Annotated in this window: 14 protein-coding genes; 10 read left to right on the top strand and 4 right to left on the bottom strand. The window is 69.8% G+C overall.

Annotated elements, in window-relative coordinates; all coding sequences use genetic code 11:
- Positions 1 to 4 precede the first annotated feature (4 nt).
- The 4 genes from ACFT32_RS03695 to ACFT32_RS03680 are packed head-to-tail and all read left to right on the top strand — an operon-like array spanning position 5 to position 2,957.
- On the top strand, positions 5 to 292 hold the full coding sequence (locus tag ACFT32_RS03695) for a hypothetical protein (RefSeq protein WP_382485412.1): 288 nt from the start codon (positions 5 to 7) through the stop codon (positions 290 to 292).
- 47 nt (positions 293 to 339) lie between these two features.
- A complete protein-coding gene (locus ACFT32_RS03690) occupies positions 340 to 1,569 on the top strand; it encodes an acetyl-CoA carboxylase biotin carboxylase subunit family protein (RefSeq protein WP_382485409.1) in 1,230 nt (409 codons plus the stop codon).
- On the top strand, positions 1,566 to 2,438 hold the full coding sequence (locus tag ACFT32_RS03685) for a DUF317 domain-containing protein (RefSeq protein ID WP_382485408.1): 873 nt from the start codon (positions 1,566 to 1,568) through the stop codon (positions 2,436 to 2,438). Before ACFT32_RS03690 ends, ACFT32_RS03685 begins: the two co-directional genes overlap by 4 nt.
- 30 nt (positions 2,439 to 2,468) lie before the next feature.
- Positions 2,469 to 2,957: a hypothetical protein gene (locus ACFT32_RS03680; RefSeq protein ID WP_382485405.1), complete on the top strand. Its 489-nt coding sequence runs from the start codon at positions 2,469 to 2,471 to the stop codon at positions 2,955 to 2,957.
- Positions 2,958 to 3,811: 854 nt separating this feature from the next.
- Here ACFT32_RS03680 and ACFT32_RS03675 read toward each other — a convergent pair.
- The gene (locus ACFT32_RS03675; RefSeq protein ID WP_382485403.1) at positions 3,812 to 4,417 is read right to left on the bottom strand and encodes a dihydrofolate reductase family protein; all 606 of its coding nucleotides are present in this window, start codon (positions 4,415 to 4,417) and stop codon (positions 3,812 to 3,814) included.
- A gap of 549 nt (positions 4,418 to 4,966) precedes the next feature.
- Between ACFT32_RS03675 and ACFT32_RS03670 the strand changes: the two genes are divergently transcribed.
- The 6 genes from ACFT32_RS03670 (at position 4,967) to ACFT32_RS03645 (ending at position 9,147) form a co-directional block, all read left to right on the top strand.
- Entirely contained in the window at positions 4,967 to 5,533 is a 567-nt protein-coding gene (locus ACFT32_RS03670) for a 2'-5' RNA ligase family protein (RefSeq protein ID WP_382485401.1), read from the top strand.
- A 176-nt stretch (positions 5,534 to 5,709) separates the two neighbouring features.
- Entirely contained in the window at positions 5,710 to 5,934 is a 225-nt protein-coding gene (locus ACFT32_RS03665) for a hypothetical protein (RefSeq protein ID WP_382485399.1), read from the top strand.
- A 665-nt stretch (positions 5,935 to 6,599) separates the two neighbouring features.
- On the top strand, positions 6,600 to 6,953 hold the full coding sequence (locus ACFT32_RS03660; RefSeq protein WP_382485397.1) for a DUF317 domain-containing protein: 354 nt from the start codon (positions 6,600 to 6,602) through the stop codon (positions 6,951 to 6,953).
- A gap of 103 nt (positions 6,954 to 7,056) precedes the next feature.
- On the top strand, positions 7,057 to 7,347 hold the full coding sequence (locus ACFT32_RS03655; RefSeq protein WP_382485395.1) for a hypothetical protein: 291 nt from the start codon (positions 7,057 to 7,059) through the stop codon (positions 7,345 to 7,347).
- Between the two features lie 15 nt (positions 7,348 to 7,362).
- Positions 7,363 to 8,184, top strand: a complete 822-nt coding sequence (locus ACFT32_RS03650; RefSeq protein WP_382485393.1) for a DUF317 domain-containing protein — start codon at positions 7,363 to 7,365, stop codon at positions 8,182 to 8,184.
- A gap of 492 nt (positions 8,185 to 8,676) precedes the next feature.
- On the top strand, positions 8,677 to 9,147 hold the full coding sequence (locus ACFT32_RS03645) for a hypothetical protein (protein ID WP_382485391.1): 471 nt from the start codon (positions 8,677 to 8,679) through the stop codon (positions 9,145 to 9,147).
- A gap of 234 nt (positions 9,148 to 9,381) precedes the next feature.
- On the opposite strand, the gene ACFT32_RS03640 is transcribed toward ACFT32_RS03645, so the two are convergent.
- From ACFT32_RS03640 to ACFT32_RS03630, 3 genes are all read right to left on the bottom strand, one after another.
- Positions 9,382 to 9,960: a hypothetical protein gene (locus tag ACFT32_RS03640; protein ID WP_382485388.1), complete on the bottom strand. Its 579-nt coding sequence runs from the start codon at positions 9,958 to 9,960 to the stop codon at positions 9,382 to 9,384.
- 79 nt (positions 9,961 to 10,039) lie between these two features.
- On the bottom strand, positions 10,040 to 10,483 hold the full coding sequence (locus tag ACFT32_RS03635) for a hypothetical protein (RefSeq protein ID WP_382485386.1): 444 nt from the start codon (positions 10,481 to 10,483) through the stop codon (positions 10,040 to 10,042).
- Positions 10,484 to 10,865: 382 nt separating this feature from the next.
- The gene (locus tag ACFT32_RS03630) at positions 10,866 to 12,605 is read right to left on the bottom strand and encodes a relaxase/mobilization nuclease domain-containing protein (protein ID WP_382485383.1); all 1,740 of its coding nucleotides are present in this window, start codon (positions 12,603 to 12,605) and stop codon (positions 10,866 to 10,868) included.
- Positions 12,606 to 12,620: the final 15 nt, after the last annotated feature.

The following is a 12,620-nucleotide window of genomic DNA, read 5'->3' as shown; positions in this document are numbered from 1 at the left end:
CTGCATGTCCATCGCCGCCCTCGGATCGCACCGCGCGACCGGTCGCACCATCACCGAGCAGTTCCACGCCTTCGACGCCCACAACCCGCTCGTCTCCAAGGCCCTGGAACGCCTGGCCGCTGGCGCAACTCGGGTCAGCTTGAAGTACCTGTTCGAGGACCTGCGCCGCCAGCTCCCGTACGGCGTGGCTGGGCTGAGCAACAACGTCACCGCCCTCTACGCCTGGCGGTTGATCGGGTCCCACCCCAAGGGGGCCGGCGCGTTCGAGCTGCGCCGCCGCCGTGCCGACTGACAGGACCCGTCCCATATCCCGCCGCGCACCAATTCGGAGAACCTTTCTTGTCCGCACGCCCCCGTGTTCTCGTCGTCTCGCCCGGCGATGAGACCTACCGTGGCTACTGCCTTGAGCAGGTGGCCGCCGAGTACGACATTGTCCTGCTCACCGGCGCTGAGCCGACGTGGGAGAGGCCGTACATCGTCGACCACGCCGTCGCCGATCTGGACGACACCAAAGCCCTGCTCACTGTTGCCCGGAGCCTGGCGGCCCGCCACGACCTCGCCGGCGTGGTTACCTGGGACGAGTGGTGTCTCGTCCCCACCGCCCGCCTCGCCCGCGCGTTCGGCAGGTACTCGACGTCCGTCGAGGCAGTGCGCGGCTGTCGCAACAAGGCGATCGCCCGTAGCCTGTTCGCCCGCCACGGGGTGCCTTCGGCCGCCTCAATGAAGGCGCGGACCCTGCGGGAAGCCGCTCTGGCGACGACGACGCTGGGCTATCCCGCTGTCATCAAGCCCGCCGCGTCCGCCGGAAGCATCGGTGTGATCCGCGTCGACCGGCCCGAAGAACTGCCCGCCGCCTTCGCGTTCGCCTCCTTCGGCGCGAGCCGCAGCCGCGAGGACACCGGCGTCCTGGTCGAGGAGTACCTCGACGGGCCGGAAGTCTCGGTCGAGTGCGTCACCCACCGCGGCGTCACCACGGCGGTCGCCGTGACCCGCAAGCACCTGGGTCCCGCACCGTACTTCGACGAGACCGGGCATACCGTCGATGCCGCGGACCCGCTCGTGGCACAGGTCGCCCCGGCCGCCGTCGCCGCGGTCAAGGCGCTGGGGATCACCGACGGAGTGCAGCACGTCGAGCTGCGCCTCGTTGACGGCCGGCCCCGGCTGATCGAAGTCAACGCGCGCGTCGGCGGCGACATGATCGGCCACCTCGTCCGCCTCGCCACCGGCATCGACCTGCTCAAGGCCGCAGCCGACCTCGCCTGCGGTCGAGCCCCGGACCTCACCCCGACCCGCCACGGGGCCGCGGGCATCCGCATGCTCTACCCGGACGCCTCCGGCACGCTCATGGAGCGGCAGATCAACCAGCCGTTCGCCGCCCACACCCCCTGGCTGCGCCAGGTGCAGTGGCTCCGCGAGATCGGCGACCAGCTCGTCCTGCTACCCGAGGGCGACCTGTTCACCGCCCGGGCCGGGTTCTACAACGTCACCGGCCGCAACACCGCCGAGGTCACCGAGCGCCTCGACACCGCCGCCGACGAGATCACCGTCACGACGAGGGCGGACCGATGAACACCCGGCCCGATCCACGCCGCGACATCGACGGCGACGTCTACGTCTCCCCGCGCCACCTCGCGAGCAGCACCTATACCGGTGACCCCGCCCTCACCCCGCTGCTCGACCTGGGCTGGGACCTCCAGTACGACGAACTCGCTAACGTCTACGTCAGCGCCCCCGACCGGCGCGTACGTCTGGGCTACCTGCCCGAAGGCGAGGACGACGGGCTCTGGCGCATCAACGCCTACAAGGATCCGTTCGGCCCGCCGACATGGGGCGTCTGCTTCAACGACCGTGTCCCCACCGAGTTCGTGACCGCGTTCACCACCGTCCTGGCCGCGGTGTACGGGCAGGGGCCGGATGCCTACCTCGCCCGGCCTGTCTCCGGGGTCGACGAGCACGATCCCTTCCTCGCCATCGTCCCGCTCCTGAAACAGGGCTGGGAGATCAACCGACCGCGCTGGGGCGTCTTCGCGGTCCAAGCCCCGGACGGACTCGCCAGCATGGAGTTCACCACCGGCGACCTCGACCCGGAAGCCGAACTGACGACACGGGACGCCCGCTGGCAACTGTGGGCGGGCACGTCCATCGACCGGCCCGCCTGGTACGCCACGGCCAGCACCGACACCCCCGTCGCCCTGCTCACCGCCGTCACCGAGTGCGTCGCCGACCCGGCCCCGCTGCCCCGATGGCGCGAGGAGACCCTCAGCTACCTCAAGGGGATGGCCCAGCTCACCCCGATCATCCCGCCCGGCCCGCCGGCCCCCACTCCGCTCGACGTGCAGCGGGCCGCCGCATCCCGCCGCCCAACCGCGCTCCCCGCGTCCAGCGTCCCGCGCTGGAGCACCACCAGCTGGCCAGCCCTTCCCGGCCCACGCCGCTGACACTGGCCCGACCTCGACTGGAGATCCCTCATGTCCCTGATGGCGCCCGAGTTCTTCGCCGAGCTGTGCCTCCCCTTCCACGACCACACCGTCGTGGCCAACACCTACTACGCCGCCCCCGTCCCGGGTACGCCCCTGCGGCTGCGGATCGACTTCAGCCGCACCATCTACGAGGACACCTATGGCGGCTTGCGCCTGGCAGTCGTCCACCCGGACCGCGGCGAGATCGACGCGGTGGCCCTCAGCTTCCTTGACCACGGCACCTTCCACCGCCGCGACGAAGCCACCAACACCCCACCGAACACCAAGCAGTACGGCACCTTCGACAAGCACCACCGTCCCGGCGAGCCGCCGTGGAAGGGAGCCGTCACCGCCGGGCTGCGCGACGCCATCGAGCAGTACACCGCCGTCTGGTTCCCCGGCGCCCGGGCCGCGTCCGCGCCCAGGCGCGCAGCCGGCCGTACCCCGCGCAGCACTCCAGCCCAGCCGGCTACTCCCGCAGGGGCCCGCACGCGCTGAGCCCTCGTCCCGAACCCCTGATCGGCGGTGCGGCAGTGCTGATCCCGGCAGGCGCAGGCGCCTTCGCCATGGTGCGCCGCAGCCGCACGGACGGCCCCACCGACGACGCCACCGAGAGCTGACCCCCACCCCGCCCTCTTTGCGACACAGCCCCCGGATTCCATAGCTTGGAGTCCAGGGGCTTTGTCGTCCTCGAACACGTCGATGCCTCGTGAGGCTGCCGCAGTGATCGAGCCCTCGTCGCTGCCCGGCGACCCTCCGCGCCGTGATGCTGGGCAAGGTGTCGGTGACAGGATCCGAGGGCGTCGCCGTGCGGCAGCAGTACGTGGACCGGGGGTACGCACCGGCCCCGCACCGAGCAGGGCGCCGGCCAGCAGGTTGACCGCGACAGGCCAGCGGGCGGCGGCCTCGCCGTCCGGGACCGCCACCAGCCGGGCGGGCAGCGCGGCTACGACCGCGACCAGGCTCATCGCCTTGCTCAGGATGACCGCCGAGAGTGCGGCGAGCCCGAAGGGGTTGAAGAGCAGTGGCAGGGGGAACTCGGCACCGTCCAGCCCGATCATCCCGCCCAGCAGCCCGATGGCCGCTCTCGCGCCGAACACCGCGGGTGGAGCGGAGCGGGGCAAGTTTCTGGTCCGCGGTCAGGGTGGGCATCCTCGCCGGTGCTCACCCGCGCCCGCTACGGCGTAATCCCACCTCCAAGGAAAGGCGCCTGCTGTCTGCTCAGGACTCGTCGAGTTCTCCGAACGCGGGCAACCGCCCGTCCCGTTCCGCTCAACACGCCCCACGGACCCACGTTCCGAATAAACGAGTCCGGCCCCGGGCGGCCATCCAGACCGGTGGACGGGGCAACGTTACGCAGGGACGCCGAGGGGCGGGTGCTCGAGCACGCGAGGCTTGTACTCGACCAGCTGGATGCGGCCGTCGAAAGTGCGGTGCTCGATCATCTCGAGGGCAACGTCCGGATAGCCGTCGTAGATGCGTTCTTCGCCCGTGGCCCCGGTGATCACCGGGAGCATCACGACCCGGAAGCGGTCGACGAGTCCGGCTCGTAGCAGGGACCGGCACAGGCTGAGGCTGCCGATCGTGCTGAGGAGTCCCGAGCCATCCGACTTCATGGCGCGGACCGCCTCGACGGCATCGTCGCGGACGAGCGTGGAGTTGGCCCACGTCAGTGGCTCATCGAGTGAGGACGAGAACACCACCTTGGACGCTTGCGTGAGCTCGTCGACGGACGCCTCTTCTTCGGGCCTGAACTCGTCTTGGCCACTCGGGACCTCGCCTGCGGCGAAGCCCGACATCAGGCGGTAGGTCTTCGCTCCCATCAGGTAGGTGGCCTCGGGCTGCTCGCCGAGCCAAGCGAGGTACTCCGGGCCCTCGAGGCCCCAGAACCCGGGCCATCCCTCTCCCGATGCGTAGCCATCGAGGGAGGTGATGAAGTCGACGAGAAGCTCCGACATGGCGGTGTCCTTTCCTGGGGTGTCACGAGCTTGGACCGGCCGGGACCCACAAACTCATCGGCCCGCGCTGTGGCGTAACCAGAAAGCCCATGACGCTGCAGCCGATCAGGCTGGCGGAGCGGCACTGCTTCGGAGGGCGGAGGCACCGGCAAGGAAACGAATCGCTCCGAAGGTCGTCGACGCACTGCGTCACCGCGCCCCGGCACCCCACATCTCGCCGCTCCGAGCCGGTTTAGAGCAACCTAGGACTACATGGGCCCACATCTCACGTCGCCTCGCAACGGCGTCGCGAGGCCGTGCGCCAATCCGCAGGGGATTGTTCGACCGGCGGGCTGGGCCCATAACTCAGCGTGACGGTCCGAGGTGCGTGGGGGCGGCGGGGCTGGTTTCTTGGAGGGACATTCGTCCGCCTCGGTCGGGCGGATCCGGCGCTTGACGGCCAGGGCCGTAGCTCAGGATGGGCGCGCTCGCATGGTGAAGCCGAGGTGAGGAGATCGCCCGCGGGCGGGAATCCGCTGTGGGCGTGGAGAGTGAACACGGAGGAAAGCAATGGTGAGTGGCCGGACGACGAATGCGTTCATCTGCCTGAGGGTCCCGTCCGAGCTGGTGGACGATCTTGTCGACCTGCAACGCGGGTTTCAGGACCGCGTCGATCCGCAGAACCCGGAGCACATTCACATCACCTTGGGTTTCCTGCACGGCGCGGACGACCGGAGACTGGCCGACGCCCGCTCCTTCATCAGCGAAGGAACATGGTCTGCGCCTGCTGTCCGCCTGACCGGCGAGGTACGCCACGGCAGCTGGACCCTGGCCAAGAACCCGGCCTACCGGTACGACGAGGCCACCGTGCAAAAGGGGGAACAAGTCCGCCTGGGCGTCGAACACAGCCCTGAGCTGGCCCGCATCCAGCAGGACATCACCCAGCACCTGAACATCGTGGAGGACGGCTTCTGGCCCCACGTGACGCTCGGCCTGGCCCGGGAGGACTTCCCCGCCTCCGAGGTCAAAGCGCTCAGGCTCCCCTCGGCCAGCGGAGCTGCTCCCAGCGTGGACGTGCAACAGGAGGCGTCGGCCACCGCGTTCACGCCCCTCGTCAGGAAAGACCTCACCGCCTGACCCGCACGCCCACTGACGCGCCATCAGACTACGAGGCCGGGGTAGTGCGAGAGGCGGTCCACGACGGGGGCAGGTGACGGGTGCGAGCGACGACCGGCCTTTCGACCGGACCGGCGACACTCCTTGATGCCCTGGGCTGACTGGCTCATCGAGCCGTCCCGGGCACGCTGGAAGGCGTGACCAGCGCACCGATCGTCGTGCACCGGCCCTCCCCTTCGGGCGGCCGGAGGGTCACCGTGCACAGCAGCGGCCGGGACGAGATCCTCGGCACCGCCTACAGCGACCACGACCTGGTGGTGTTCCTCGAAGGCGCAGGCATCACCGCCCCCGAGGCCATCCTGGACGACCCGCAGCGGGTGGAATGGCGCGGCGGCCCGTCCCACGTGTTCAGCGCCGACTGACGTCAGAGAGACACGGGATCGGCTCCGCACCGAAGACCCCGGCCGCCAGCCGGCCTTCCCCGGCAATGATCGCCCGCGCTGACCGCGCCTACCGAGACAGGGCGAAGGCAGCCGCGTGCGACCTCGGGGTTACCGTGGGCTCAGTGAAGCGCTACCGGCCCGGGGCCCGCCAACTACGGTGATGGCGACCACTGCTTGTGTGGGATCTCAACGTTGGGCGACCAGAAGTCTCACATCCGTGGCCAATCGGCCACAAGATGGCCAAGGACCGTGAGACGTAGCCACGCCGTCTGAGATCCCCAGATGTGTAGGTTTTCGGGCTCTGCTTCATGCGGCGGTGCTGAGACCTGCGCTGTTCTGGCTGTCTCACGGTGCTTCACCGGCCCGCTGTCTCAGCTCCGCTGCATTTCCTCGCCGGTCGCTGAGACGGTGCCGGACGGACAAGCCGCTGACCTGCGGTGTCTCACAGCCCGCTTCACAAGTGCGGTCGATATGAAGCGGGCCGTGAGATTGTGCAGCCGGATCTGAGATCCCACAAGATGACAAGGGCCAGCAGTTCGCCGGGGGCAGATAGGAAAGGTCGCGGAAAGACTGGCCAACGGGTGCGAGGGCATGTCAACGTAGACGACCTTGTAAGAAACCCCAGGTCAGAGAGGTGATTGCCTGTGGCCGTAGCCCCGGTGGGCCCCGGTTTCTCCACCACCGTCGAAGCATTGCGGCTGCGGGAGTGGCAGCTCGGCCCCGGCCAGCCGACGCTGGTCTTGGACCAGTTCTCCGCTGAGGACTTCCATCTGATCGTTGATGATCGCGGGGACGTGCACGTCGGCTCCAAGGACGGCAGGTTCTACCTCGGCTGGTTCCCGCTCGGCCGCCAGGGCACTGACGGCGAGGGATGGAAGATCGCCGTCACGGGCACCGCCAAGGTCCGTGGCTACCAGCTGTCGTTCGACACCGAGACACCGGCCGACATCGTCGCCGCCGCCGTAGCGCGCGTGCTGGAGACCTCACGCCGCCCCTGACAGCGGACACCGAGGTGTGATGCCTGTCCTGTGAGCGGCCGGCTATACCGACGGCTGGCCCGTTCTGACGCTCCTCGTTTCCCCGCAACCCAGGAGGCTGTTCGTGACGTCCCCGGAGATGACCGTCAGCGATCTCATCGATCTGCTGTCCGACTGCGACCGGAGTGCTGCCGTCTGCCAGGCCATGAACCCGTTCTTCCCGATGGCACACCGCTTGGCGCAGGTCGTGCAGTCGGTGGACGAGACCGGCCGGACCGTCGTCTATCTCGCCGAAGGGCGGGACGCGGCCGCACAGCTGGGCTACCTGCCGCCCGAGGTCGCCATCGCCCTGACGTGGCAGGGCCCTGTCCAGGCGCCCCCGCGCCGTCCCCGCCGCCGTGCCGGCGGCAACTAGATACGCACCGAGCCCTTGGAGGCGCCCCTGTACCCCGATGTCCCGCCCGACCCTTCCACCCCGCGTGGCGGCCAGCCCGCATTCTGGGTCGGTCCGCGGCACCTTGCCGGTGATGATGGACGCCTCTACGACGTCGTCGCCGACGCGCTCGCCGACCTGGGCTGGACTAGCCTGACGATTGTCCGCGGACGGCACGAGCCGGGCGAGGCGCCGGAGGACCGTCAGGTTCTGCGCAGCACCGTCCTGCACATCAGCCCCGACTCCCTGTGCTGGGCCCAGTGGAGCCTGGCGGACGAGCCGTTCCACCTGGGAGAGCTGCCGATCGCCTGGCAGATCTCCGCCCGGGCCGAGGCGAGCAGCCCGCTCGCTCAATGGTCGGCCTACTTCACCCGCGAAGTTCCCGGCGAGGCGGTGGCCGACTTCCTCGTCGCGCTCGACGCCCGCAATCAGCCTGCCGTGCAGCTTGCCGGATCCGAGCTCGTCCTCGACGCTGTCGCCGCCCACGGATGGATCCGTGACATCGACCGGCCCCAAGCGGCAGCGACGGACCCGACGTTCACCTCGCACATCAGCCTCGGTAAGGTGCCGCCCCTCATCCAGGACGCCGACCCGCGCGCCCTGACCGCCGAGGCCGACGAGACGAGACCGGCAGGATGGCAGGCGTGGGCTGAGCCCGCGCTCAGCGCACCGTGTCTGTGGGCGGCATCGTTCGCCGCCAGCGTCCCGCACGATCTCGTCGCCGCCTTCGCCGCGTCCCTCAGCTCGACCGCACCAGTCTTGCGCCGGGTGCTGCCCGAGGCCACCCGAGAGCGCCTCCTGCGCGCCCCGGCCAGCTAGGACTCGGACGCTTCGTTCTCTCCTACCAATCGGAGGTGGCTGCTTGCCTATAGCCGTATGCGACTGGTCCGCCGACACGCGCCCGCTCCAACCGGGGGCGGAGGTGTTCACCGCCGGACGGTGAAGACTCCACTCTCGGCCAGAACGGAAGAGGCGGGCGGACTGCAGTACGCCCGTTGTTCCCCTCGGCCCTGAGCCCCGACGTGGGAGTGGCGCCCACTGCCCCGCCCGCCTCGCCGAGCCCAACGAAGCCCGGCCTCCATACAGGGAGGCCGGGCTTCGTGCATGGTGGCGTCGCCAGTGAAGGGCATGGACGCGGGGCACGGTGCGCCTCAGGCGGGTCGTGTACGGAAACCAGCGGGTTCGGGGGGTCTTGCCGGTGCTCCGCTGAGAACCTGCTGGGGGTGTGGTGGTTCTGGGCGGCGGTACCGTGCGGGTTCCGCTTCGCCGCGTGGGACAAGATGGGGCCTCCGATCTGGAGGGGGCTTTGGGATGGGTTACGACCTGCGAGCAGTGATCGCTGATGGGGAGGCGCTGCGTGGCGCGGCGCGGGACCTGCCTGCCGCCCGACTGGCGTCGATCGGCCAGGGCCTTTCACTGATGCCGATGACGGACGCGCTGTTCGATTCCGTCGCAGACGGCAGCGGTGTCGGCACGTTGGGGTTCTGGAGGTTTCCGGGTGGGTTCGAGAAGACCCTCGCTGCCTGGTCAGCCGGTGGGCCGGTGGCGTACATGGAAGCTGAGTACTTCGGCGGCGTAGGCGAGCAGCGGGCTGCCGTGTGGAGCGGCGGCACCATAGTGCTGGGACCGCTCCACATGGAGGAGGGACAGCCTTTTCCGCCTGTTGGCAGTCCGATCTCTCAAGCGCTGCGGCGGTTGGGCGTAGTGGCCCGCGCTGGAGAGGACGAGTTCTCAGCAGTGGGGTTGGACCGGCACCGACACGGTGAGGCGTGGATTGCCTGACGCGCGACTTCTGAATTCCCGAGCGCACGGGCAAGTTCCTGACTCCGTTCGCGGAATCTGCCTGGCTGTGCGAGAACCTCGCACGCTCGCTGTTTCGCCCGGTGCAGGGTGCTCGCCTGCATACTTGCGTTGATGCAACCGAGGTACGACTCAAGGATCCCGCGTGAACTCCAATTCGCAAGCTTCGGTATGTCGGGCCCCCGCACGGTGGCGGCCGGGGCAGTCGATTCGGTGTCAGCCCGTCGTCATGGCCTTGGCGAGGACCGTCTCGAGGTGGCGGTCGACGAGGGCGGGGGAGCCGGAGACGATCAGCAGCAGGCTGCCGTCGCGGATCGCGGTCTGCTTGACCACGGTGCTCCGTCCTCCGGCGGTGAACGTCAGGAGCTGGCTCCACTGCTCGTCACCGATGCCGTGGGGTGCGGACAGCTCCTGCGCGGCCATGTCGATCGGCGTGCCACCCGCGATGACCTGATAGGTCGGGCAGCCTGTCATGGCGTCGAAGATCCGGCTGGCCCCGTCGGACAGCTTCTTCGCGCTGTTGCTGTACAGGTCCTCAGAGATCTCCGAGGAACTGCCGCCGTAGGCGAAGACCGCCTTCGCCTTGTGAGGGAAGGTGAGCGTGCCGCCGGTCGCCGCGTCGCCGCCCAGCTCACTCAGAGCCGGGCAGCCGAGGACGGTGACGTCGTCGTGCTGGGCCGGACGCTCCGGTTCGGGCAGGTAGCCGCTGCCGAGGTCGCTCTGGTCGAGCAGGCGGGCAGGGCAAGGGATGGCGGCGGTGATCCCGAGGGCGATGGTGGCGACGCGAACGCGCATGACGGAACTGACCCCTTGGTGCTAGGCGACGGGTGGTCAGTGCGGGCCCGAGGGCCCGGTGGGGTCGTAGGAGTGGGGGTCAGTGCCCGAGGTGGCGCAGGCATTCCTCGAACGTGGCGTGCGTCGCGTCCGCCGGCCCGGAGTGCCGGTTGTACCAGGCGGTGTCGATGCGGGTCTCCTGCTGCTGGTGGCCGGCCCTGCAGCGCAGCCAGATCTCGCCGCGGGTGGAGAGGATGAGCCAGTCCCGGTACGCGCCGCACTCGGCGCAGGCGGCCATCTCGCTGTCGAGGAAGAGGGGTTGCTTCCACGGCATCATCCTGCCGCTGAGCTGGTCGTGGCTCGGCACGCGCAGTTCCGGCGGTAGGAAGTCGTCCCCGACGGCGGCTGGCGCCGCGAGCTCCGGCTCAGGCGCCCGTACGCCGAAGCCGGGCGGGACCTGGTCCTGCAGTTGTGCGTGCAGCTCGGCGAACCGCCTCTGAGCCTCGCACGGCTCCTTGGCACGGCGGCGTATTCGGTGAAACACCCTGGCGTCCTCCTCTACCTCGTCACCTTGTCCTGCGCGTTTCATGATCGTGCCCCACGCCCCTGGCGGTTTCAATTCACAAAGTCCACAGTCCCCTCCGGCACGCTCGGCAGGGGTACTCGGCTTCTCGGCTGCCCAGATGACGAGTTGGCGCGATGTGTGTCTCGATACGGCACTGCAGCGTTGCCGCGGTGTGCCCGATGACACGCCGTCGCCTCCTTCGACTGCTCAACTTCGCGACGTCTACTGGCTCAACATTGGGCCTGGTCGCCACCAAGGCCCGATGTGGCAGATGACCATGCTGTGGATGGCGGGCGGAGCGGTGGCGCTGTCCCCCTCCTCTCGGTGATGTGCTGAGGCCGCGTGCCGGCATCCGGCAGCCCTACCGGGTCTGACGCGAGTTCTCCTCACCGCTGCGCAGCCTGCCGGGGGCGGAGGGCCCGGTGGTCGTCCCGCGCGTTGCGGACCGGCGCCCTGCGGTGCTGGTCTCGGGCAGGTGGGAGGTATCGGCGGGTAGGCCGGCTGTTCGCCGCATCCGCCACACGAGTACGTCGCTGACGGAGTCCGCGGTGCCGAGTTCGCGACGTGCGGCAACGTTGGACAGGAGGGCGGCCGGGTCGTGGCCGGCGGCTTCGGCCTCCGCGATGGTGGCGGCCAGGGCGTACCAGCCGGGCTCGGCGAGGATCTGCTCGGCCAGCTCCGGCAGCGCCTCACGGACCAGTACGGTCTGCCGCTGGAGCATCGGCCGGCTCAGGCGTCGACCGCGCTGGTAGAGCACGCTGAGGGGCTGGGCGGCGGCGGCCTGGTAGGCGGTGCGCAGGTGCTCTGCGGCCCGGGTGGCGGCCTCGGCCTGCTGGGCGTGGCCCCTGCGAGCGTGCCAGTGCGCGGCGGCGGTGATCAGGAAGAACAGCATGTCGATCGCCATCGCCGTGGTGGCGCCGTCCTCGCCGAGGCCGAGGGCCGGGCCGCCCTGGACGAGGTCGCGGGCGGCCTGTCTCAGTGCTCGATCGTGCCCGCGTACGGCGCGGATGTGCGAGCGCGAGGCCCTTTCGAAGGCCGTTGCGGCGTCGCGCAGTTCGTGGCGGGTATGGGCGGCGGATGTCTTCGCGAGTGCGTCCAGGACTTCGCCGGCCGCTGCGATGTGGGCGGCGGCGACCGCATCGTCGCTGTGCTCGACTACAAGTACGGCCTGCCAGACGGCCGATGCCGTCCTGCGGCGTGCGGCGGCCGGAGTGCCCGGCCCCGTACGGATCGCTTCCTCCCGCCCTGCAGCCGGAACGTCCTGGGCGTCGCCGGACCAGCGCTCGCGGATGCGGGGCAGCGAGAGGTCGGGGGCGAGACGCGCGCCGGGGTAGAACACCGGTTCGCCCTTGGCGTTGCGGTCGTCGGGAAGGGCGACCTTGTATCCGAGGAGGTCGCCGGAGGGAGCTGCGCGCTTGCGGATCAGGAGGCCGGCGGCGGCGAGCCGGTCGAAGAACTCCTCGTCGCTCGTCGCGCCGGTCACCGCGCGCCGTACGGTTTCGCGCAGTTCCTCGCGGGCGGTGCGCTCGCGGCCCTGGCGTTTGGCCTTGTGGCGTTCGGCGCTGGTGGGCCGCTGTGCGGCGGTGCCGTCGCCGGGTGCGACCTGGTGCAGGCCGACTTCCTTCTCGATGAGACGGGCTTCGGCTTGTGCCCGTTTACCGGACCGGTGGTGGTCGGGGCGCCGGCCGTCTTCGCGCACGAGGGTGGCAACGATGTGGATGTGGTCGTCGGCGTGCCGCACGGCCGCCCAGCGGCAGCCCGCGCCGTCGCCGGGATCGATGCCGGTGGCGGCGACGATGCGGTGGGCAATGTCCGCCCACTGTTCGTCGGCCAGGATCGGGTCGTCGGGCGCTGCCCGCACCGAGCAGTGCCACACGTGCTTGTCGGGGCGCTGGTCTGCGGTGAGGAGATGGAGGGGCTGGTCGAGCAGCTGCCCGAGGTCCTTCTTGGTCGCGGTCGTATCGCGTCCGGGGTCGGGCGACATGCCGTCGAAGGACGCGACGAGATGCGGGTCGATGTGTTCCTCGTGGGTTCCCTTGCCGTAGAGGTAGTACAGCAGGCCCAAGGTGTTGGCGCCCTGCTTGTGGATCTGCGGGATCAAGGTGCCTCGTCCGTC

Source organism: Streptomyces sp. NPDC057002, assembly GCF_042673825.1.
Lineage (GTDB): Bacteria > Actinomycetota > Actinomycetes > Streptomycetales > Streptomycetaceae > Streptomyces.
Note: the sequence above shows the minus strand (reverse complement) of the source record. Positions and strands in the feature narration are given on the sequence as shown.

Excerpts from the sequence above, each read along its gene's own strand:
- ACFT32_RS03695 (WP_382485412.1), top strand. The coding sequence starts at position 5 with ATGTCCATCGCCGCCCTCGGATCGCACCGCGCGACCGGTCGCACCATC.
- ACFT32_RS03685 (WP_382485408.1), top strand. The coding sequence starts at position 1,566 with ATGAACACCCGGCCCGATCCACGCCGCGACATCGACGGCGACGTCTAC.
- ACFT32_RS03680 (WP_382485405.1), top strand. The coding sequence starts at position 2,469 with ATGTCCCTGATGGCGCCCGAGTTCTTCGCCGAGCTGTGCCTCCCCTTC.
- ACFT32_RS03675 (WP_382485403.1), bottom strand. The coding sequence starts at position 4,417 with ATGTCGGAGCTTCTCGTCGACTTCATCACCTCCCTCGATGGCTACGCA.
- ACFT32_RS03670 (WP_382485401.1), top strand. The coding sequence starts at position 4,967 with ATGGTGAGTGGCCGGACGACGAATGCGTTCATCTGCCTGAGGGTCCCG.
- ACFT32_RS03645 (WP_382485391.1), top strand. The coding sequence starts at position 8,677 with ATGGGTTACGACCTGCGAGCAGTGATCGCTGATGGGGAGGCGCTGCGT.
- ACFT32_RS03640 (WP_382485388.1), bottom strand. The coding sequence starts at position 9,960 with ATGCGCGTTCGCGTCGCCACCATCGCCCTCGGGATCACCGCCGCCATC.